This window comes from Burkholderia sp. GbtcB21 (assembly GCF_019091065.1).
Classification (GTDB): domain Bacteria; phylum Pseudomonadota; class Gammaproteobacteria; order Burkholderiales; family Burkholderiaceae; genus Burkholderia; species Burkholderia pyrrocinia_C.
Genome location: NZ_JAGXKA010000002.1, coordinates 378,554 through 398,704, shown reverse-complemented (window position 1 = coordinate 398,704; position 20,151 = coordinate 378,554). Strand labels below are relative to the sequence as shown.

19 protein-coding genes are annotated in these 20,151 nt (G+C 67.7%); 5 read left to right on the top strand and 14 right to left on the bottom strand.

What is annotated here, in order from left to right; all coding sequences use genetic code 11:
- Nucleotides 1-9: 9 nt before the first annotated feature.
- The 8 genes from nusB to KVT39_RS06085 form a co-directional block, all read right to left on the bottom strand.
- Entirely contained in the window at nt 10-447 is a 438-nt protein-coding gene (nusB, locus tag KVT39_RS06120) for a transcription antitermination factor NusB (RefSeq protein ID WP_034182947.1), read from the bottom strand.
- Entirely contained in the window at nt 444-962 is a 519-nt protein-coding gene (gene ribH / locus KVT39_RS06115; protein ID WP_011351235.1) for a 6,7-dimethyl-8-ribityllumazine synthase, read from the bottom strand. Before ribH ends, nusB begins: the two co-directional genes overlap by 4 nt.
- Before the next feature lie 53 nt (nt 963-1,015).
- Nucleotides 1,016-2,158: a bifunctional 3,4-dihydroxy-2-butanone-4-phosphate synthase/GTP cyclohydrolase II gene (ribBA, locus tag KVT39_RS06110; protein ID WP_034182948.1), complete on the bottom strand. Its 1,143-nt coding sequence runs from the start codon at nt 2,156-2,158 to the stop codon at nt 1,016-1,018.
- Nucleotides 2,159-2,305: 147 nt separating this feature from the next.
- Nucleotides 2,306-2,824: a DUF1993 family protein gene (locus KVT39_RS06105; protein WP_105393453.1), complete on the bottom strand. Its 519-nt coding sequence runs from the start codon at nt 2,822-2,824 to the stop codon at nt 2,306-2,308.
- Nucleotides 2,825-3,270: 446 nt separating this feature from the next.
- The gene (locus KVT39_RS06100; protein WP_105393452.1) at nt 3,271-3,900 is read right to left on the bottom strand and encodes a riboflavin synthase; all 630 of its coding nucleotides are present in this window, start codon (nt 3,898-3,900) and stop codon (nt 3,271-3,273) included.
- 14 nt (nt 3,901-3,914) lie between these two features.
- On the bottom strand, nt 3,915-5,036 hold the full coding sequence (ribD, locus tag KVT39_RS06095; protein ID WP_034182951.1) for a bifunctional diaminohydroxyphosphoribosylaminopyrimidine deaminase/5-amino-6-(5-phosphoribosylamino)uracil reductase RibD: 1,122 nt from the start codon (nt 5,034-5,036) through the stop codon (nt 3,915-3,917).
- Nucleotides 5,037-5,051: 15 nt separating this feature from the next.
- Nucleotides 5,052-6,335, bottom strand: coding sequence for a glutamate-1-semialdehyde 2,1-aminomutase (hemL, locus tag KVT39_RS06090; RefSeq protein WP_217588143.1), 1,284 nt, complete (start codon nt 6,333-6,335; stop codon nt 5,052-5,054).
- A 173-nt stretch (nt 6,336-6,508) separates the two neighbouring features.
- The gene (locus KVT39_RS06085; protein ID WP_034182952.1) at nt 6,509-6,961 is read right to left on the bottom strand and encodes a hypothetical protein; all 453 of its coding nucleotides are present in this window, start codon (nt 6,959-6,961) and stop codon (nt 6,509-6,511) included.
- A gap of 254 nt (nt 6,962-7,215) precedes the next feature.
- Between KVT39_RS06085 and KVT39_RS06080 the strand changes: the two genes are divergently transcribed.
- Nucleotides 7,216-8,433: a Bcr/CflA family multidrug efflux MFS transporter gene (locus KVT39_RS06080; RefSeq protein WP_034182953.1), complete on the top strand. Its 1,218-nt coding sequence runs from the start codon at nt 7,216-7,218 to the stop codon at nt 8,431-8,433.
- A gap of 101 nt (nt 8,434-8,534) precedes the next feature.
- Here the strand turns inward: KVT39_RS06080 and KVT39_RS06075 are convergent, their stop codons facing one another.
- The 3 genes from KVT39_RS06075 to zwf form a co-directional block, all read right to left on the bottom strand.
- Nucleotides 8,535-10,463 carry a bifunctional transcriptional regulator/glucokinase gene (locus KVT39_RS06075; protein ID WP_034182954.1) on the bottom strand — a complete coding sequence of 643 codons (1,929 nt, stop codon included), beginning with the start codon at nt 10,461-10,463 and terminating at the stop codon, nt 8,535-8,537.
- Nucleotides 10,441-11,121 (bottom strand): 6-phosphogluconolactonase, encoded by a 681-nt coding sequence (gene pgl / locus KVT39_RS06070; protein WP_175748790.1) that lies wholly within the window; start codon nt 11,119-11,121, stop codon nt 10,441-10,443. Before pgl ends, KVT39_RS06075 begins: the two co-directional genes overlap by 23 nt.
- An 88-nt stretch (nt 11,122-11,209) precedes the next feature.
- Nucleotides 11,210-12,679 (bottom strand): glucose-6-phosphate dehydrogenase, encoded by a 1,470-nt coding sequence (gene zwf / locus KVT39_RS06065; protein ID WP_034182956.1) that lies wholly within the window; start codon nt 12,677-12,679, stop codon nt 11,210-11,212.
- A gap of 432 nt (nt 12,680-13,111) precedes the next feature.
- On the opposite strand from zwf, the gene KVT39_RS06060 reads away from it, so the two are divergent.
- The 4 genes from KVT39_RS06060 to KVT39_RS06045 all read left to right on the top strand — a co-directional run bounded on the left by KVT39_RS06060 (nt 13,112) and on the right by KVT39_RS06045 (nt 17,512).
- Nucleotides 13,112-14,359 carry an ABC transporter substrate-binding protein gene (locus KVT39_RS06060; RefSeq protein ID WP_034182957.1) on the top strand — a complete coding sequence of 416 codons (1,248 nt, stop codon included), beginning with the start codon at nt 13,112-13,114 and terminating at the stop codon, nt 14,357-14,359.
- 138 nt (nt 14,360-14,497) lie between these two features.
- Complete coding sequence (locus KVT39_RS06055; protein WP_034182958.1) at nt 14,498-15,436, top strand: carbohydrate ABC transporter permease; 939 nt, start codon at nt 14,498-14,500, stop codon at nt 15,434-15,436.
- Entirely contained in the window at nt 15,426-16,283 is an 858-nt protein-coding gene (locus KVT39_RS06050; RefSeq protein WP_072436117.1) for a carbohydrate ABC transporter permease, read from the top strand. The genes KVT39_RS06055 and KVT39_RS06050 overlap by 11 nt, the downstream gene beginning before the upstream one ends.
- A gap of 110 nt (nt 16,284-16,393) precedes the next feature.
- Nucleotides 16,394-17,512 (top strand): ABC transporter ATP-binding protein, encoded by a 1,119-nt coding sequence (locus KVT39_RS06045; RefSeq protein ID WP_105393440.1) that lies wholly within the window; start codon nt 16,394-16,396, stop codon nt 17,510-17,512.
- 90 nt (nt 17,513-17,602) lie between these two features.
- Here the strand turns inward: KVT39_RS06045 and KVT39_RS06040 are convergent, their stop codons facing one another.
- The 3 genes from KVT39_RS06040 to trxB all read right to left on the bottom strand — a co-directional run bounded on the left by KVT39_RS06040 (nt 17,603) and on the right by trxB (nt 20,090).
- Nucleotides 17,603-18,226 carry a trimeric intracellular cation channel family protein gene (locus tag KVT39_RS06040; protein WP_034182961.1) on the bottom strand — a complete coding sequence of 208 codons (624 nt, stop codon included), beginning with the start codon at nt 18,224-18,226 and terminating at the stop codon, nt 17,603-17,605.
- Nucleotides 18,213-18,992 carry a Smr/MutS family protein gene (locus KVT39_RS06035; protein WP_034182962.1) on the bottom strand — a complete coding sequence of 260 codons (780 nt, stop codon included), beginning with the start codon at nt 18,990-18,992 and terminating at the stop codon, nt 18,213-18,215. Before KVT39_RS06035 ends, KVT39_RS06040 begins: the two co-directional genes overlap by 14 nt.
- Before the next feature lie 135 nt (nt 18,993-19,127).
- Entirely contained in the window at nt 19,128-20,090 is a 963-nt protein-coding gene (trxB, locus tag KVT39_RS06030) for a thioredoxin-disulfide reductase (RefSeq protein WP_152855479.1), read from the bottom strand.
- Nucleotides 20,091-20,151 lie beyond the last annotated feature (61 nt).

The window sequence follows — 20,151 nt, the reverse complement described above, 5'->3', positions numbered from 1 at the left end:
CAAACGGTATCAGCCGTTGCGGCGCGCCTGCGTTTCGGCGGGGCGCAGCTTCGCGGCGAGCTTGTCGAGCACGCCGTTCACGTACTTGTAGCCGTCGGAGCCGCCGAACGTCTTCGCGAGTTCGACCGCTTCGTTGATGATCACGCGATACGGCGTTTCGACGTGGTGCGTGAGCTCGAACGTCGCGATCAGCAGCACGGCGCGTTCGACCGGCGACAACTGCTCGATCGGACGGTCCAGCGATGGCGTCAGCGCTTCGACGAGCGTCGCGTGCTCGCGGATCACGCCGTGCAGGATGGCTTCGAGCAGCTCCTTGTCGGCCTTGTCGTAACCGAGCGCGCCGCGCAGTTGCGCGTCGATCTCGCCGGAGGGCGCGCTCGACAGCAGCCACTGATACAGGCCCTGCGTCGCCAGCTCGCGCGATTGTCGGCGGGCGCTCTTCTTCATGCGCGCTCCTCTTCGTCGTCTTCGTCCTCTTCTTCGTCCTCGTCATCGTCGCCGAGCTGGTCGAGCGCCATCGTCAGGTTGGCCATCTCGACGGCGACGCGCGCCGCGTCACGACCCTTTTCGGTCATGCGCGCGACGGCCTGCTCGTCGTTTTCGGTCGTCAGGACCGCGTTCGCGATCGGCAGGTTGAAGTCGAGGCCGATGCGGGTGATGCCCGCGCCGCTCTCGTTCGACACGAGTTCGAAGTGGTAGGTCTCGCCGCGGATCACCGCGCCGAGCGCGATCAGCGCGTCGAACTGGCCGCTTTCTGCCAGCTTCTGCAGCGCGAGCGGGATTTCCAGCGCGCCGGGCACCGACACGAGCAGCACGTCTTCACCGGTGACACCGAGGCGCTCCAGTTCCTCGACGCACGCGTCGGCGAGACCGTTGCACACGGGTTCGTTGAAGCGCGATTGCACGATGCCGATACGCAGGCCGTCGCCTTCGAGATTCGGTTGGTATTGTCCGATTTCCATGATCTTGTCCGTGGTGTGGATGAACGGTTATAGGGCGAAAGCGCCGTGGCGGGTTACGCGTTGGACGCCGGGCAGGACTTGGCTTCGCCGCCGGGCATCGGAATGAAGCCCGTGACTTCGAGGCCGTAGCCGGACATGCTGCCCAGCTTGCGCGGATTCGACAGCACCTGCATCTTGCCGACGCCGACATCGCGCAGGATCTGCGCGCCGATGCCGAACGTCTTGAAATCGACCGGCCGGCGCTTCAGCGCAGCGGCCTTTTCTTCCTCGTCGAACGCCTTGAAGACGTCGATCAGGTGTTCCTTCGTGTCGCCGCAGTTGAGCAGCACGATCACGCCGAGGTCGCGTTCCGCGATCTCGCGCATCGCGGCGTCGAGCGTCCACGAGTGCGTCGACACGCCGGTTTCGAGCAGGTCGAGCACCGACAGCGGCTCGTGCACGCGCACCGGCGTATCGACGTCGGGCGACGGCGCGCCGCGCACCAGCGCGATGTGCGGCGAACCGCTCGGCTGGTCGCGGTACAGCACCGCGCGGAACGTGCCGTGCGCGGTCTGCATCGTGCGCTCGGCGATCCGCTCGATGATCGATTCGGTGCGGCTGCGATAGTGGATCAGGTCGGCGATCGTGCCGATCTTCAGACCGTGTTCCTTCGCGAATTCGATCAAGTCGGGCAGGCGCGCCATCGTGCCGTCGTCCTTGATGATCTCGCAGATCACCGCGGCCGGCGTGAGGCCCGCGAGCGCGGTGAAGTCGCAGCCGGCCTCGGTGTGGCCCGCACGCACGAGCACGCCGCCCGGCTGCGCCATGATCGGGAACACGTGGCCCGGCTGCACGATGTGCTCGGGGCGCACGTCGTGCGCGACCGCCGTGGCGATCGTGTGCGCACGGTCGGCGGCCGAGATGCCGGTCGTCACGCCTTCGGCCGCTTCGATGCTGACCGTGAACGCGGTGCCGTACTGCGTGCCGTTGCGGTAGGTCATCAGCGGCAGGTGCAGCTGCTTGCAGCGTTCCTGCGTCAACGTCAGACAAACCAGGCCGCGGCCGTACCTGGCCATGAAGTTGATCGCTTCCGGTGTGACGAATTCGGCGGCGATCACGAGGTCGCCCTCGTTTTCGCGGTCTTCTTCGTCGACCAGGATCACCATCCGGCCGGCTTTCAGCTCGGCGATGATGTCGAGCGTGGAGGCGAGCGTCATAAGGGGGCGAGAAAGAGGAAAGTGCGTATTTTACGCCAGCCGGACGGCGTTTCGGCTGGCGCGGGTTGCGCTCGGCCGGCAAGCGCTCCGGAAGGCGGTGCGGCCGGCCTGCGCGGCAGGCCCGGCCGGGCCGCCGCGCGTCATGCGTCACGCGTGCTCGTTGCGTCCGCCGAGGTAGTCGAGCTTGCCGAGCTCGACGCCGCTGTGGCGCAGGATGTCGTACGCGGTCGTCACGTGGAAGAAGAAATTGGGCAGCACGAAGTTCAGCAGGTACGACTGGCCGGTGAACTCGATCGGGCCGACGCGCATCTTCAGCACGATCTGGCGCGCCTCGCTGCCGTCGATCTGCGCGGCGTCGAAGCTTTTCAGGTAGTCGATCGTCTTCTGGATGCGCGCGTGCAGTTCGTCGAAGGTCTGCTCGACGTCCGGGTAGCTCGGGATCTCGGCGCCGGCGAGCCGCGCGGCGCAGCCCTTGGCCGTGTCGGTCGCGATGTAGACCTGGCGGACGAGCGGCAGCATGTCCGGGTAGAGGCGCGCGCCGACGAACACCGACGGGTCGATCTGCTTCTCGGCCGCGTGCGCCTGCGCCTTGCCGAGGATGTGCTGCAGGTTGGTCAGGCCGCGGATCAGGACGGGCAGCGAAGCCTGGTACATCGAGATGGACATGGGAACGACTCCTGTGGGAAGAGGGGCGGCCGGTACGCGGCGCGTCGTGCGTTGCGGCGTTGAAACCGCTGTCGACGCATCTTAGCGCGACGGCATGACCCGTGCGCGTCGTTGGCCGTTCGGCCGAGGATCGGGCCCGCGAGTCGACGAGCGGATGCGACGGGAATTGTTGCGATGGACCGCAGATATCGGAATCGACCGGCCGACCGGACAGGCGGCGGTTGGAAATGGGGCCAGGGAGTCGTCCCGTCATCGACGAGGCGGTGAAGCGCTGAAAGACGGATCGCCCGACGAGGCGGCAATGCGCTCATGGAGCGGCTCGCCGGTACACGTAGCGGTTCGCGCGCGACGGCCGGCGATTGTCGGAAAACGGCGGATATGCGGACCCGGGCGGCCCGGGGCCGAACCGCCGGCCCCCATTCTCAAGAAAGCACGAAAAAGGACGATCAGTCCTGATGCACGCCTTGCGACGTCGACAGCATCCGCTCCACATACCGCGCGATCATGTCGACTTCGAGATTGACCTTGTCGCCGGCCTTCAGGTGACGCAGCGTCGTGACCTCGACCGTATGCGGAATCAGGTTGATCGAGAATTCGCAGCCGTCCGCGCGATCGTCGATCGTGTTGACGGTCAGGCTCACGCCGTTGACCGTGATCGACCCCTTGTACGCGAGATAGCGGCCGAGCTCGCGCGGCGCGACGATCCGCAGCTCGTGCGACTCGCCGACCGGAGCGAAGCGCGACACGGTGCCGAGGCCGTCGACGTGGCCCGACACGATGTGCCCGCCGAGGCGGTCGTGCGCGCGCAGCGCCTTCTCGAGGTTCACTTCGCCGGGTTGCGCGAGGCCGACCGTGCGGTTCAGGCTTTCGCGCGACACGTCGACGTCGAACGCGGCGTCGGTCTTGTCGATCACCGTCATGCACGCGCCCTGGATCGCGATGCTGTCGCCCAGCGCGACATCGGCGAGGTCGAGCCCGCCGGCCAGCACGGTCAGGCGCACTCCGGCATCGGCCGACGTGCCGAGCGGATCGATCGATTCGATGCGGCCGACGGCCGCGACAATTCCGGTAAACATCGTGACGGTCCCGTTCAGTGCGTGGCGTCGGGCGGCGCGACACGCGCCAGGATCCGCAGATCGTCGCCGATCCGCTCGATACCGTGAAACGACAGTCGCGTGCGTGCGTCGAGGCTCGCTGGCGCGGCGAGGTCGAACATGCCGGCCGCGTCGGCGCCCAGCAGGCTCGGCGCGAGATAGACGAGCAATTCGTCGACGCAATGCTCGCGCAGCAGCGAGCCGTTCAGCTTGTGGCCGGCCTCGACGTGCAACTCGTTGACGCCGCGCGCGCCGAGCGCCGCGAGCATCGCGGGCAGGTCGACCTTGCCGTGCGCATTCGCGAGCGACACGATTTCCGCGCCGCGCGACTTCAACACGTTCGCGCGCATTTCGCCGCTCGCATCGAGCCGGCCGCAGAAGATCAGCAGCGGCGGGCCTTCGAGCAGCCGTGCGTCGAGCGGCAGGTCGAGGCGGCTGTCGACCAGGATGCGCTGCGGCTGGCGCGGCGTGTCGATGCCGCGCACGGTCAGCAGCGGGTTGTCCTCGCGCACGGTGCCGATTCCGGTGAGGATCGCGCAGGCGCGCGCACGCCACGCGTGCCCGTCGAGGCGCGCGGCTTCGCCGGTGATCCACTGGCTTTCGCCGGACGGCAGCGCGGTGCGGCCGTCGAGCGACGCGGCGGTCTTCATCCGCACCCACGGGCGGCCGCGCGTCATCCGCGACACGAAGCCGATGTTCAGTTCGCCGGCTTCATGCGCGAGCAGCCCGCAGCGCACGTCGATGCCCGCGTCGCGCAGCATGCCGAGGCCGCGCCCCGACACCTGCGGATTCGGGTCTTCCATCGCGGCGACGACCTTCGCGACGCGCGCTTCGCTCAGCGCGTTCGCGCACGGCGGCGTGCGGCCGAAATGGCTGCACGGCTCGAGCGTCACGTAGACGGTCGAGCCCGCGACGTCGTGGCCGCGCGAGCGCGCGTCCTTCAGCGCCTGCACTTCCGCGTGGTCCTGGCCGGCCGGCTGCGTGAAGCCTTCGCCGATCACGTCGCCGTCCTTGACGATCACGCAGCCGACGCGCGGATTCGGCGCCGTCGTATACATGCCGCGCGCGGCGAGCGCGAGCGCGCGCTCCATGTGGGCGAAATCGGTATCCGAGAACATGCGCGCGGCCCCGGGTCAGGCGGCGAGTGCCGCGAACGCGCGGCGCGCGGCCGCGAGCGTCGCGTCGATCACCGCGTCGTCGTGCGTGCTCGACACGAAACCTGCCTCGTACGCGGACGGCGCGAAGTACACGCCCTCGTCGAGCATCAGGTGGAAGAAGCGGTTGAAGCGCTCGGTGTCGCTCTTCGTGACTTCCGCGAAGCTGGTCGGCACGCGCTCCGCGAAGTAGAGGCCGAACATCGCGCCGATCGAGTCGGCCGCGAACGGCACGCCGGCCGCGCGCGCTTCGGCCGCGAGGCCGTCGGCGAGACGCTTCGTCTGCGCGGTGAGCGCGTCGTAGAAGCCCGGCGCCTGGATCAGCTGCAGCGTCTTCAGGCCCGCGGCGACCGCGATCGGGTTGCCCGACAGCGTGCCGGCCTGGTAGACGCCGCCGAGCGGCGCGAGGTGGGCCATGATGTCGCGGCGGCCGCCGAACGCGGCGGCCGGCATCCCGCCGCCGATCACCTTGCCGAGGCAGGTGAGGTCGGCCGCGACCCCGTAGTACGCCTGTGCGCCGCCGAGCGCGACGCGGAACCCGCACATCACCTCGTCGAAGATCAGCACGGCGCCGTGCTTCGTGCACAGCGCGCGCAGCGCATTCAGGAATTCGGGCGTGCCGCGCACGAGGTTCATGTTGCCGGCCACCGGCTCGACGATCACCGCGGCGATCTCGTCGCCGAACGCGCCGAACGCTTCCTCGAGCGCGGCGACGTTGTTGTATTCGAGGACGGTCGTGTGTTTCGCGATGTCGGCGGGCACGCCGGCCGACGTCGGGTTGCCGAACGTCAGCAGGCCGGAGCCGGCCTTCACGAGCAGGCTGTCCGCGTGGCCGTGGTAGCAGCCCTCGAACTTGACGATGCGGCTGCGGCCCGTGAAGCCGCGCGCGAGACGCAGTGCGCTCATCGTGGCCTCGGTGCCGCTCGACACCATCCGCACCTGCTCGATCGACGGCACGAGCTTGCAGATTTCCTCGGCGATCTCGATCTCGGCCTCGGTCGGCGCGCCGAACGAGAAGCCGTCGGCCAGCACGTTCTGCACGGCCGACAGCACTTCCGGATGGACGTGGCCGACGATCATCGGGCCCCACGAGCCGATGTAGTCGATGTATTGCTTGCCGTCGGCATCCCAGAAATACGGGCCTTGCGCGCGCGCGACGAAACGCGGCGTGCCGCCGACCGAACGGAATGCGCGCACCGGCGAGTTGACGCCGCCGGGAATGGTCTTCTGGGCGCGTTCGAAGAGGATCTGATTGTTGGACATGGGCGAAACCTGCGAGAGAAGGGCGCGGGGGCCTGTGCACGGGCCGCGGCGCCTGGGCGGAACGATCGTCTGATTGTACCGGAGACGCGCGCGGCGGGCCCGCGAGACGGTCTGCGGCCTTTCGGCACGCGGACTGGAAAGGCGGGCCCGATTTGTCCCGGCGATCGGCCCGGTTATCGCGGCGGCTTGCGCTTGCCGGTCAGCTCCGCCCAACGCTTCTCGAGCGGGCCTTCGACCATCGGCTTGATCGACGTGCCGGAGCTCTGCGCATCCCAGGTCTGCACCGAGTACGGGTGGACGCGCAGCGCGTCGCGCGCGATCACGACGTCCTGGTGCGCGTCGACCAGCCAGTCGTACACGAAGTCGATGCACAGCCGGTAACCGCGCTTCGTCGACGGATCGGGCACCTCGTACGGCGCGCGCGTCACGTAGCCGGAGCCGAACACGCCCTTGGGCTCCTTCGCGACGCGGTGCAGGAATACGCGGTCGCCCGGCAGGATGCCGCGCGCGAAGCCGCAGCCCCACACGTCATGCACGGCCTCGCCGGCCTTCACGCGCGCGGCGACGTCGGGCAGCTCGGGCCATGGCCATTTCTTGGGGCTCCAGATCAGCAGGAAAGCGGTCATCGGTTCGGTCGTGCGTCAAATTGGTCAGACAAGAGAAGCAGGCAGCAGCAAGCTTAATCGAATCCGCGCGCGATCCCGCGATCCAGCGAGACGGGCGCCGCGCCGGTGTTTCCCGGCCTGCTGCCGCACGCGGCCCGCAGCACGCAAAAAAGTTGCGCGTACAATCATGGGCCCGAGCGCGCCGTCCGCGGCGCGGCCTCCCGTCTTCACCGCCACGCGCGCCCCGATGTGCGCGGGCTCCATTCCGGATACCCATGTCTCACGTCGTCCGGCGCCGGCCCGATGCCCGGCTGATCCTGTTGCTCGGCGCGCTCGCCGCCTGCGGGCCGATCGCCACCGACATGTACCTGCCGAGCCTGCCGTCGATCGCCGACGGCTTCTCCGTCAGCCCCGGCGCCGCGCAGCGCACGCTGACGAGCTTCATGGCCGGCTTCTCGATCGGCATGCTGCTGTACGGCCCGCTGTCCGACACGTGGGGCCGCCGGCCCGTGCTGCTCGGCGGCATCGCGCTGTTCACGCTCGCGAGCATCGGCTGCTTCGTGTCGGGCTCGATCGACATGCTGATCGTCGTGCGCTTCCTGCAGGCGCTCGGCGCCGGCGCCGCGTCGGTGCTGGCACGCGCGATCGCGCGCGACGCGCACGAGCCGAGCGACGCGGCGAAGGTGCTGTCGATGGTCGCGATCGTCACCGCGGTCGGGCCGCTGCTCGCGCCGCTGATCGGCGGCCAGATCCTGCGCTTCTCGGGCTGGCGCGGCGTGTTCGTCGTGCTGGCCGTGTTCGGCGCGGTGTGCGCGGCGACCGCGTACTTGCGCGTGCCCGAAACCTGGCCGAAGGAGCGGCGCAAGAGCACGGCCGTGCTCGCGTCGTTCGCGTCGTACGGGCGCATCCTGTCCGACCCCGTCGCATGGGGGCACATGCTGTGCGGCGGGATGGCATTCGCGTCGATGTTCTCGTACATCACCGCGACGCCGTTCGTGTACATCGAGTATTTCCACGTGTCGCCGCAGCACTACGGGCTGCTGTTCGGCCTGAACGTCGTCGGGATCATGATCGGCAACTTCGCGAACACGCGGCTCGTCGGCCGCGTCGGCTCGCTGCGCATCATCGCGGCCGCGTCGCTCGTGAGCTGCATCGCGTCGCTCGCGGTCGCGCTCGTCGCGCTGACCGGGTGGGGCGGGCTGTGGTCGATCGTCGTGTGCCTGTTCTTCGTCGTCGGCGTGGTCGGGATCCTGTCCGCGAACTGCACGACCGACCTCATGCATCGCTATCCGCACAACGCGGGCGCGTCGGCCGCCGTGTTCGGCGCGATGCAGCTCGCGCTCGGCGCGCTCGCGAGCGTCGCGATCGGCGCACTCGCGGACGGCACGCCGTTCGCGATGGGCGTGACGATCGGCGTCACGGGCGTGCTGTGTCTGGCCGGACGCTTCCTCGTGCTGCGCTGGCACGGGCGGCCGGTGAAAGCGGGCGCCTGAACCGGCGCAGCCGGGCGGCACAAAGAAAAACGCCACCGTGCGCGATGCGCCGGTGGCGTTTTTTCTTGGGGTGCGCGAAGCGGCTGACGCCGCGCCGTGCATCAATCCCGCGCGACGTCCTTCGCCGCCGGCGACGCGCCGTGGCTCAGCCAGTCGAGCACGTCGGCCGTTTCGTCGTCGCTCGCGCGCGCCTTCGCCTGCGCGACGGCCTCGGGCAGTTCGCCGTTCGGCGACGCGCGGCGGATCGCGACGCCGACCGCGAGGATGTCGATCATCAGCAGATGCAGGATCCGCGAGATCATCGACAGCTGCGACTCGCGCATCTCGATATGGTCGGTTTCGAGCGCGACGGTCGCGCGCTTCGCGAGCGGCGTGTTGCTCGACGTGATCGCGATCACCTTCGCGCCGGCCTGCATCGCGACGTCGAGCACGCGCAGCAGCTCGGGCGCACGCCCCGACTTCGACACCGCGACGATCACGTCGCCCTTGCCGAGCAGCGCGGCCGACGCGGCCTGCATGTACAGGTCGCCGTACGCGATCGTCGGAATCCCGAAGCGGAAGAACTTGTAGTGCGCGTCCTGCGCGACGATATTCGAGTTGCCGAGCCCGTAGAACTCGATGCGCCGCGCGCCGTTCAGGATCTCGATCGCGTTCTCGACATGCTCGAAGTTCAGGTGCTCGCGCAACTGCAGGATCGCCGACACCGTGTTGTCGAGCACCTTCGCGCCGAAGTCGGTGGCCGTGTCGCCGAGATGCACCTGGCTGTGGCTCATCGGGATCGTGCCGGTGAGGCCGGTGGCGAGCTTCAGCTTGAAGTCCGACAGCCCCTGGCAGCCGAGCGAGCGGCAGAAGCGGATCACGGTCGGCTGGCTCACGTCGGCCTTGCGCGCGATGTCGACGATCGGATCGTTGATGATCGAGCGCGGATGGTTCAGCGCGAGATCGGCGACGCGGCGCTCGGCCGGCGTCAGCGCATCGCGCATCTGGCGGATCCGCTCGAACACGGCCGACGACGCGCCGCCCGAGCGGTTCGACAGCTGCTCCGCGAGGATCGCCGATACACCGAGGAACGCCGGGTATTCGGCGGTGATCAGGTAGGTCGGGATGTTCTCGAGATAGTGCGTGAAGCGGCCCTTCGCCTCGAAGCGCGCGCGGAACGACGAGCGCGTGAACAGTTCGCCGAGCTTCAGCGCGACGCCGCCGCCGATGTACACGCCGCCGAGCGCGCCGAGCGTCAGCGCGACGCTGCCGGCGAACGCGCCGAGAATCCCGCAGAAGCATTCGACCGTCTCGAGCGCGAGCGCTTCGCCCGCATGCGCGCGCTCGACGATCTCGACCGTGTCGACGCTTGCGGCGACGCGCTTCTTGTCGCGCGCGGCGAGCGCGCGATAGATGATCTCCATGCCGGGGCCCGCGCACACGCGCTCGAACGACACGTGCGGAAACTTCTTGCGCGCGTATTGCAGCACCAGGTCCTCGCGCTCGTCCTGCGGCGCGAACGACGCGTGGCCGCCCTCGCTGCCGAGCGCGATCCAGCGGTCGTCGGCCGGGATCAGCCCCGACACGCCGAGCCCCGTGCCGGGCCCGAGCAGCCCGATCACGCTGTTCTGGCGGCGCGTGCCGCCGCCGACCTGCACGCGCTGCGCGTCGGTCAGGCCCGGCAGCGCCATCGCGAGCGCGGTGAAATCGTTGACGACGAGCAGCGTGTCGAAGCCGAGCGCACGGCGCGTCGCCTCGATCGAGAAGCTCCAGTCGTGGTTGGTCATCGTGACCTGGTCGCCGTCGACCGGATTGGCGATCGCGATCGCCGCGTGGTTCACGCGGCTGATCTTCACGTCCTTCAGGTACTTGCGGATCGCGTCGGTGATCGTCGGATAGTCGGCGCCGGGATATACGCGGATCTGCGTGATCTCGCCCGGGCCGGTTTCCAGCGCGAAGCGCGCGTTGGTGCCGCCGACGTCCGCGAGCAGGCGCGGGCCGTCGGCATGCTGACCCGCGACGACCGCCTTAGTTTGCGCACCAGTAGACATCGAGCTGGGTCCCCTTGTCGTTGGCCAGTTGGGAAATCGCGTTCTTCTGCAGCGACGCGGCCGCGGCGTCGAGCACGGCGCGCTTGGCGGGGCCCGCGATCAGCAGGAACAGCCGGTCGACGCGCTTGAGCGCATCGAGCGAAAAGCTCACGCGCGCATGCGGCGCGGCGCCCGGATGCACGGCGACGAAACGCTCGGGCGTCGCGATCGCGTGGTCCCATTCGGGCGCGTCGGCGAAGATCGACGCGGTGTGGCCGTCTTCGCCCATGCCGAGCACCGCGACGTTCGGCACGCGGTAGTCGGCGTTCGCGTTCAGCGCGGCGACGTGCGCGTCGAGCGTGGCGCGCGTGTCGACGAGCGGCAGGAAGCGGGCAGGGGCCGCCGCGTGCTGCAGCAGCGTGTCGCGTACGAGGTGCGCGTTGCTGGCCGCGTCGTTTTCCGGCACCCAGCGGTCGTCGACCAGCGTCACGTCGACGCCGGCCCAGTCGAGCGCCGCATGCGACAGCGTTTGCAGGAACGGGCGCGGGCTCGTGCCGCCGGACACCGCGAGCGTCGGGCGCGCGGGGCCGGCGAGCGCGGCGCGCAGCGCGTCGCCGACGGCGCGCGCGAGCGCTTCGCTTTGCGCTTCCTGGGTGTCGAAAGCGTGGATCTCGATCACATCTCCTCCGGACTGCTTTGTATGTTCAAATCGTACGAATCGTGGGGCACGTTGCCGCACGCGGTCACGCGCGCGGCAACGGCCTGCATCAGTTTTCTTCTTCGAGCCAGCAGGTGTCGTGCTGCGCGAGCATCGCGCTCGCCGCGGCCGGCCCCCACGTGCCCGCCGCGTACGGCTTCGGCGGCTTCAGCGAGCGTGCCCATTCGTTCAGGATCGGCTCGACCCAGCGCCATGCGGCTTCCTGTTCGTCGCGCCGCACGAACAGCGCGAGCCGGCCGTTGATCACGTCGAGCAGCAGGCGCTGGTACGCCTCCATCTGCCCTTCCTTGAAGAACCGGTCGAACGCGAGGTCGAGGTGCACGCTCGCGAGGTTCATCCCTTCGCCGGGCTGCTTCGCGAGGCAGTACAGGCGGATCGTCTCGTTCGGCTGCAGCCGGATCACGAGGCGGTTCGAACCGGGACGCAGCGCGGTCGGCCCGAGCGCCGAGTGCGGCACCGGGCGGAAGTTGACGACGATCTCCGCGACACGATCGGCGAGACGCTTGCCGGTGCGCAGGAAGAACGGCACGCCGGCCCAGCGCCAGTTCTCGATCTCGACCTTCAGCGCGACGAAGGTTTCGGTCTGGCTGTCGGGCTTCACGCCCGGCTCGGTCGCGTAGGCCGGCACCTGCGCGCCCTTGATCACGCCCGCATGATACTGGCCGCGCACGGCAACCTTGCCGATCTCGCGCGGATCGACCGGCTTCAGCGCGCGCAGCACGCGCAGCTTCTCGTCGCGCACCGAGTCGGAATCCATCGAGTGCGGCGGCTCCATCGCGACGATCGACAGCAGCTGCAGCAGGTGGTTCTGCACCATGTCGCGCAGCGCGCCGGTATTGTCGTAGAAATCGCCGCGCGCTTCGACGCCGAGCTCCTCGGCGATCGTGATCTGGATGCTCTCGACCCATTCGCGGCGCCACAGCGGCTCGAACAGCGCATTGCCGAAGCGCAGCGCGAGCAGGTTCTGCACCGGCTCCTTGCCGAGGTAGTGGTCGATCCGGTAGATCTGGCCTTCCGCGAAGATCTCGCCGACCGCGTCGTTGATCGCATTCGACGAGCGCAGGTCGTAGCCGAGCGGCTTCTCGAGCACGATGCGCGAGCCTTCGCTCAGGCCGACCGACGCGAGCGCGTTGCAGATCGGCACGAACAGCGACGGGCCCGTCGCCAGATAGAACACGCGGATGCCGGGCAGCGATGCGATCGCGTCGCGCAGCACGACGTAGTCTTCCGCGCGGCCGAGATCGAGCTTCACGTACTCGATGCGCTGGAGAAAGGACTTCCACGCGGCTTCGTCGAACGCCTTGCCGGCCGCCTTGACCGCATGCGGCTTCACATGCGTGTCGACCCACTCGAGATAACCCGCCTGATCCGATTCGTGCCGCGCCACGGCGACGATCCGGCCGCTCTCCGCCAGCATGTTCGCACGATGCGCTTCGAACAGCGCAGGCAGGATCTTGCGCATCGACAGATCGCCGGTGCCGCCGAAAAGTACGAAGGTAAAGCTGGAATCGGTATGCATGTGTCTCCGCCGGGTTTTGGGGTGCTGGGAAGCAATCCGTAGTGCGATAAAAATATTTTTGACACTGAATTGTAGTTTAACTACAATCCGCCGCAAGGGGTAGCACCTGGGTGAAGAAAAAAAGAAGTGCGGTCGATGAACTGCGCGAGCTTCGCCTTCGGGAGCGCCTTGTGCCGAATGTTATCGGACATTGACGGCGCGCATCGTCCGCGCACCGTTGGCCCCGGGCTCGCGTCGCATCATCGCGGCGGGCCAGAAACACAAAGAGGAGACACGCCGTTGAATCTCGATTCACGCTTTCTGTAAGAGCCCGGCCGGTCATCGGCCCCGTACGCTGCATGCGTCCCGCGGCTCGATTTCCCCGTCGTTATCAAGAAGCCGGTTCCCGGTCAGGGAACCTCACGAGTTGATTCAGTCTGGAGGAGATAAGTAATGAAAGTTCGCTCGATCATGGGTGCGCTCTGCGCGGCAGGTCTGATGGCTGGCGCCGTGGCGGCGCAGGCAGCCGAGAATGTAACGGTGCTGCACTGGTGGACCTCGGGCGGCGAGTCGAAGGCCGTCGGCGTGCTGAAGGACGACGTGCAGAAGCAGGGCTACGTGTGGAAGGACTTCGCGGTCGCGGGCGGCGCCGGCGCCGCGGCGATGACCGCGCTGAAGACCAAGGTGATCAGCGGCGACGCACCGTCGGCCGCGCAGATCAAGGGCCCGCTGATCCAGGACTGGGCCGACCAGGGCGTGCTCGTCAACATCGATTCCGCCGCCGGCGACTGGAAGCAGAACCTGCCGCCGGAAATCGACAAGATCATCAAGTACAAGGGCCACACCGTTGCCGCGCCGTTCTCGGTGCACCGCGTGAACTGGCTGTACATCAACAAGGCCGCGCTCGACAAGATCGGCGCGAAGGTGCCGACCACCTGGCCTGAATTCTTCGCGGTGGCCGACAAGCTGAAGGCCGCGGGCATCCAGCCGGTCGCGATGGGCGGCCAGCCGTGGCAGGACCTGACCCTGTGGGAAGACGTCGTGCTGTCGCAGGGCCCGGCGTTCTACAAGAAGGCGCTGGTCGATCTCGACCAGGCGACGCTGACGTCGCCGCAGATGCTGTCCGTGTTCGACACGGTGCGCAAGATCCAGGGCTACTTCGATACCGGCCGTAACGGCCGCGACTGGAACCTCGCGACCGCGATGGTCATCAACGGCAAGGCCGGCATGCAGTTCATGGGCGACTGGGCGAAGGGCGAGTTCGAGAACGCGGGCAAGAAGGCGGGCAAGGACTACATCTGCGCGGCGGTGCCGGGCACGGCGAATGCGTACACGTTCAACGTCGACTCGTTCGTGTTCTTCCAGCAGAAGGGCGACAAGGCCGCGACGCCGGGCCAGCTCGCGCTCGCGAAGACGATCATGACGCCGGACTTCCAGGAGCAGTTCAGCCTGCTGAAGGGCTCGGTGCCGGTGCGCCTCGGCGTGAAGATGGACAAGTTCGACGACTGCGCGAAGAAGTCGTATGCGGACGAACAGACCGCGATCAAGTCGGGCGGCTTCGTGCCGTCGCTCGCGCACGGGATGGCGCAGAGCGATGCGACCGCCGGCGCGATCACGGACGTCGTGACGAAGTTCATGAACTCGCAGCAGGATTCGAAGAGCGCGGTCGCCGCGCTCGCGAAGGCCGCGAAGGTCAAGTAACGCACGACAGGCGCCCGGCCGGACACGCTTCATCGGCCGGGCGTTTTTGCATGTGCAGCAAACGGGCTCGCCCGCGGGCCCGTGCCGTACCCGGCGCCGGCCCGGCCAGCGTCGCCCTCGTTCCAGGAGTCGAATCAAGTGGCTGCCCCTCTTAGCGGAAACGGATCCGGCGGTGCCGATGCACGGCGTACGTCGCCGATGTCGGCGCTCGCCGATCGCTGGATTCCGAAGCTCGTGCTCGCGCCGAGCGTCGCGATCGCCGTGGTGTTCATCTACGGCTTCATCCTGATTACCGGCTATCTGTCGCTGACCAACTCGCGACTGTTGCCGAACTACGAATTCGACGGCTTCGGCCGTTACTCGGACCTGTTCCAGAACGACGTGTGGTGGACCTCCGCCGCGAACCTCGGCTGGTTCGGGATTCCGTTCATCGCGATCTGCGTCGCGCTCGGGCTGTTCCTCGCGATCCTGCTCGACCAGCGGATCCGCAACGAAGGCGCACTGCGCGCGATCTTCCTGTACCCGATGGCGCTGTCGTTCATCGTCACCGGCACCGCGTGGCAGTGGATCCTGAACCCGGGCCTCGGCCTCGAGAAGGTGATGCACGACTGGGGCTGGACGAGCTTCTCGTTCGGCTGGCTCGACGATCCGGACAAGGCGATCTTCTGCGTGGTGGTCGCGGCCGTGTGGCAGTCGACCGGCTTCGTGATGGCGCTGTTCCTGGCAGGGCTGCGCGGCGTCGACGCCGAGATCTTCAAGGCAGCGCAGGTCGACGGCGCGACGCTGCCGACCATCTACCGCAAGATCGTGATCCCGAGCATGCGGCCGGTGTTCTTCTCGGTGCTGCTGATCCTGTGCCACATCACGATCAAGACCTTCGACCTCGTCGTCGCGCTGACGGCGGGCGGCCCGGGCACGTCGTCGTCGCTGCCGGCGATGTTCATGTATACGTTTTCGTTCAACCGCGGCCAGCTCGGGCTCGGCGCGGCGTCGTCGGTGATGATGCTCGCGACCGTGGTCGCGGTGCTGGTGCCGCTGATGTATATGGAATCGAGGAGCACCCGCAATGCAGCCTAAGATGACGATCAGCCGGGCAGTGATCTACGCGGCGCTGATCCTGTTCGCGCTGTATTTCCTGTTCCCGATCTACGTGATGCTGTCGACGTCGTTCAAGGACCTCGACCAGCTGCGCACCGGCAACCTGCTGACGCCGCCCACCAGCTGGACCGTCGAGCCCTGGGTGAAGGCGTGGAGCGGTGCGTGTACCGGCGTGCGCTGCGACGGGATGAAGCCGTTCTTCCTGAATTCGCTGCAGATGGTGATTCCGGCCGTGCTGATCTCGTCGCTGATCGGCGCGTTCAACGGCTACGTGCTCACGCACTGGCGCTTTCGCGGCGCGGACGCGCTGTTCACGATGATGCTGGTCGGCTGCTTCATCCCGTTCCAGGTGATCCTGCTGCCGATGGCGCGCCTGCAGGGGATGCTCGGCCTCGCCAATACGATTCCCGGCCTCGTGTTCGTGCACGTCGTGTACGGGATCGCGTTCACGACGATGTTCTTCCGCAACTTCTACGTGAGCGTGCCGTCCGAGCTCGTGAAGGCCGCACGCATCGACGGCGCGGGCTTCTTCACGATCTTCACGAAGATCCTGCTGCCCGTGTCGCTGCCGATCTTCATGGTGTGCCTGATCTGGCAGTTCACGCAGATCTGGAACGACTTCCTGTTCGGGATCGTGTTCTCCGGCGTCGATTCGATGCCGATCACGGTGGCGCTGAACAACCTCGTCAATACGTCGACGGGCGTGAAGGAGTACAACGTCGACATGGCCGGCGCGATCATCGCCGCGCTGCCGACGCTGCTCGTCTACATCGTCGCCGGCCGCTACTTCGTGCGCGGGCTGACGGCGGGCGCGGTGAAGGGGTAGGCGCGGCCTTATCCGATACGACGAACCGGCCGCGCACGTCGCGCGGCGCATCGAAACGAACCCGACGCGGCGCCGTAGCGCCGCGCGAGACGAGACAGAGGATTCACAGCATGGCAAGCCTTTCCATCCGTGACGTGTACAAGACCTACCCGAACGGGGTGCCGGTCCTGAAGGGTGTCGACATCGAGATCGAGGACGGACAGTTCCTGATCCTGGTCGGCGGTTCGGGCTGCGGGAAATCGACGCTGCTCAACATGATCGCCGGGCTCGAGACCGTGACGAGCGGCGAGATCTGCATCGACGGCAAGGTCGTCAACGACCTGTCGCCGAAGGATCGCGACATCGCAATGGTGTTCCAGTCGTACGCGCTGTATCCGTCGATGACGGTGCGCGAGAACATCTCGTTCGGCCTGAACATCCGCAAGGTGCCGAAGAACGAGCAGCAGCAGATCGTCGACCGCGTGTCGCAGATGCTGCAGATTCAGCACCTGCTCGACCGCAAGCCGGGCCAGCTGTCGGGCGGCCAGCGCCAGCGCGTCGCGATGGGCCGTGCGCTCGCGCGCGATCCGTCGCTGTTCCTGTTCGACGAGCCGCTGTCGAACCTCGACGCGAAGCTGCGCATCGAGATGCGCGCGGAAATCAAGCTGCTGCACCAGCGCCTCGGCACGACGATCGTCTACGTGACGCACGACCAGATCGAGGCAATGACGCTCGGCGACCGGATCGCGGTGATGAAGGACGGCGTGGTCCAGCAATTCGGCGCGCCGCAGGAAATCTACGATTCGCCGTCGAACCTGTTCGTTGCCGGCTTCATCGGCGCGCCGCCGATGAACTTCATCAACGGCAAGCTGGTCGAGCAGGGCAGCGGGATTGCGCTCGAGATCGACACGGGCCTCGCGCGCAGCGCGCTGAAGCTGCCGTTCGACGCGAAGCGGATGAACGGCCACGTCGGCCGCGAAGTGATCCTCGGCCTGCGTCCGGAGCGCATCACCGACGCACGCAACGCGCACAACGGCGAGGCGTCGAGCCTGCAGCCGATCGACGTGCGCGTCGACGTGACCGAGCCGACCGGGCCGGACACGCACGTGTTCGCGCAGGTGAACGGCAAGCGCATCGTGAGCCGCGTGCATCCGGCCGCGAACCCGCAGCCGGGGCAGACGCAGTCGCTGCTGTTCGACGTGTCGAAGGCCGTGCTGTTCGATCCGGCATCGGAAGAACGGATCGCGTGATGCGGCGTTCGCGCTGAATGAAGGAGAAGGGGCCGACTCGAATGAGCGGCCCCTTTTGTTCTGGCGCTGAAGTTGGCGCTGCGGCGGCAGTCAGTGCGGCAGCCGCACGTCGAACTTGAACGTCGCCAGCCGCGCGGCGAGGATGAAGCCGGTCGCGAGCAGCACGCTGTACACCGAATCGAACTGCAGCCACACGAGCAGCAGGTAGAACCAGCAGCCGACGAATGCGCAGGTCGCGTAAGGCCGCGAATCGCGCAGGATCAGCGGGATGTCGTTGCACAGCACGTCGCGGATGATCCCGCCGACCACGCCGGTGATCACGCCCATCATCACCGCGATGAAGCGCGGCATTTCGGCGTCGAGTGCGATCGACGTGCCCGAGATGCTGAAGATGCCGAGCCCGATCGCGTCGGCGACCAGCAGCAGCCGCTCGGCCGACAGTCGCGACAGCATCCGCAGCACGAACGGCGCGAACAGTGCGAGCACGAAGATCGCGATCACGTAGTCGTCGTGCACGACCCAGTAGAACGGCCGGCGTTCGAGCAGGATGTCGCGCAGCGTGCCGCCGCCGAACGCGGTGGCGAGCGCGACGACGAACGTGCCGACCGAGTCGAGGCGGTTCTTGCGTGCCTCGATGAAACCCGAAATCGCAAACGCCAGCGTGGCGATCGCCTCCAGTACGGCGATCGCGAGCGTCAGCCTAGGATGCGGCACGCGGCCCCCGGTCGGCCGGCGCCGCGAGTGGCTGCAGCAGCACGAGCACCGCGCCCGCGCCGCCGTCGATGCCGCGCGCCTCGCAGAACGCGATCACTTCTTCCTTCTGCACGAGCCACGCGCGCACCTTGCCTTTCAGCACGGGTTCCTTGCCGATCGAGCCGAGCCCCTTGCCGTGGATCACGCGCAGGCAGCGCAGCCCCTTCTTGCCGGCTTCGCGGATGAATTCGGCAAGCGCGTCGCGCGCCTCGTCGCGGCGCATCCCGTGCAGGTCGAGCTGCGCCTGCACGATCCACGCGCCGCTCCTCAGCTTGCGCACCACGTCGCGGCTGATGCCGGGGCGGTGGTAATACAGCGAGTCGTCGCTGTCGAGCAGCGTTTCGGGATCGAATTCGTCGGACAGTGTCGCGTTCAGCACGGCTTCCTCGTCGCGCTGCGTCTGCTTCGGCACCGGGTCGGGCGGCATGCGGCCGGACGCTGCGCGCGGCGGCGCGTTCAGCGGCCGGATCGCGCCGATTTCGTTGCGGAACAGGTTCGCGTCGGCTTCCGCCTTGCGCTCGGCCTTCGCGGTTTCGATGCGCTCGCGTTCGCGGCGATCGGCTTCGCCTTGCAGCGACTTGCGCAGCGCGCCGAGGCCGGCGAGGCCCTGGCCGCGCAACGCGGCCGGATCGGGCGCGGGCGGCGCGGCGGCCGGCGCGGGGTTCGCGGGACGGGCGGCGATCTGCCGCTTCGCGGGATCGCTCGGATGGGGCTGGTTCTTCGCCATGATTCGATAACAGGGCAGGCGCGTTCGGGCGCGCGGGCAAAAAAAAGCCGCTGCGCGGCGGCAGCGGCTTTCCGGTCGGGCCCGCTTCGCGGCAGCGGACGCCATTGTAGCGCCCGGCGCGGCAGGGCTTGCGGCTTACTTCTTGTCGTGCAGGCTTTCGAGGTAGCGCTGCGCGTCGAGCGCGGCCATGCAGCCCGTGCCCGCGCTCGTGATCGCCTGGCGGTACACGTTGTCCTGCACGTCGCCCGCGGCGAACACGCCCGGCACGCTCGTCGACGTCGCGTTGCCGTGCAGGCCGCTCTTCGTCAGGATGTAGCCGTCCTTCATCTCGAGCTGGCCCTGGAACAGGTCGGTGTTCGGTTTGTGGCCGATCGCGACGAACACGCCCTGCACGTTCAGGTCTTCCTTCGCACCGGTCTTCACGTTCTTGATGCGCAGGCCCGTGACGCCCGAATCCGCGCCCGTCACCTCGTCGAGCACGTGATCCCACTTGATGTCGACGACGCCTTCCTTTTCCTTCTCCAGCAGGCGGTCGATCAGGATCGGCTCCGCGCGGAACTTGTCGCGGCGGTGGATCACCGTGACCTTCTTCGCGATGCCCGTCAGGTAGAGCGCTTCCTCGACGGCCGTGTTGCCGCCGCCGATCACCGCGACTTCCTGGCCGCGATAGAAGAAGCCGTCGCAGGTCGCGCAGGCCGACACGCCCTTGCCCATGAACGCTTCCTCGGACGGCAGGCCGAGATACTGCGCGGACGCGCCGGTCGCGATGATCAGCGAGTCGCACGTGTATTCGCCCGAGTCGCCGATCAGGCGGATCGGCTGCTCGTGCAGTTTCGCGGTGTGGATGTGGTCGAAGACGATTTCGGTGTTGAAGCGCTCGGCGTGCTCGAGGAAGCGCGCCATCAGCTCCGGACCCTGCACGCCTTTCGCATCTGCCGGCCAGTTTTCGACATCGGTCGTGGTCATCAGCTGGCCGCCCTGCGCGATGCCGGTGATCAGCACCGGGGACAGGTTGGCGCGTGCTGCATAGACGGCAGCCGTGTAGCCGGCGGGGCCGGAACCGAGAATCAGGACTTTGGCGTGTTTGGGCGTGGACATGTGCGAATCCGTAAAAGGCGGCCGCGGCGGGCGGGATAGGGCTCGCCGTACGATCCGGGGT

Bases quoted from the DNA above. Each gene is read 5' to 3' on its own strand.
- nusB (WP_034182947.1), bottom strand. From the start codon at position 447: ATGAAGAAGAGCGCCCGCCGACAATCGCGCGAGCTGGCGACGCAGGGC.
- ribH (WP_011351235.1), bottom strand. From the start codon at position 962: ATGGAAATCGGACAATACCAACCGAATCTCGAAGGCGACGGCCTGCGT.
- ribBA (WP_034182948.1), bottom strand. From the start codon at position 2,158: ATGACGCTCGCCTCCACGCTCGACATCATCGCCGAGCTGAAAGCCGGC.
- KVT39_RS06105 (WP_105393453.1), bottom strand. From the start codon at position 2,824: ATGTCCATCTCGATGTACCAGGCTTCGCTGCCCGTCCTGATCCGCGGC.
- KVT39_RS06100 (WP_105393452.1), bottom strand. From the start codon at position 3,900: ATGTTTACCGGAATTGTCGCGGCCGTCGGCCGCATCGAATCGATCGAT.
- ribD (WP_034182951.1), bottom strand. From the start codon at position 5,036: ATGTTCTCGGATACCGATTTCGCCCACATGGAGCGCGCGCTCGCGCTC.
- hemL (WP_217588143.1), bottom strand. From the start codon at position 6,335: ATGTCCAACAATCAGATCCTCTTCGAACGCGCCCAGAAGACCATTCCC.
- KVT39_RS06085 (WP_034182952.1), bottom strand. From the start codon at position 6,961: ATGACCGCTTTCCTGCTGATCTGGAGCCCCAAGAAATGGCCATGGCCC.
- KVT39_RS06080 (WP_034182953.1), top strand. From the start codon at position 7,216: ATGTCTCACGTCGTCCGGCGCCGGCCCGATGCCCGGCTGATCCTGTTG.
- KVT39_RS06075 (WP_034182954.1), bottom strand. From the start codon at position 10,463: ATGTCTACTGGTGCGCAAACTAAGGCGGTCGTCGCGGGTCAGCATGCC.
- zwf (WP_034182956.1), bottom strand. From the start codon at position 12,679: ATGCATACCGATTCCAGCTTTACCTTCGTACTTTTCGGCGGCACCGGC.
- KVT39_RS06060 (WP_034182957.1), top strand. From the start codon at position 13,112: ATGAAAGTTCGCTCGATCATGGGTGCGCTCTGCGCGGCAGGTCTGATG.
- KVT39_RS06050 (WP_072436117.1), top strand. From the start codon at position 15,426: ATGCAGCCTAAGATGACGATCAGCCGGGCAGTGATCTACGCGGCGCTG.
- KVT39_RS06045 (WP_105393440.1), top strand. From the start codon at position 16,394: ATGGCAAGCCTTTCCATCCGTGACGTGTACAAGACCTACCCGAACGGG.
- KVT39_RS06035 (WP_034182962.1), bottom strand. From the start codon at position 18,992: ATGGCGAAGAACCAGCCCCATCCGAGCGATCCCGCGAAGCGGCAGATC.
- trxB (WP_152855479.1), bottom strand. From the start codon at position 20,090: ATGTCCACGCCCAAACACGCCAAAGTCCTGATTCTCGGTTCCGGCCCC.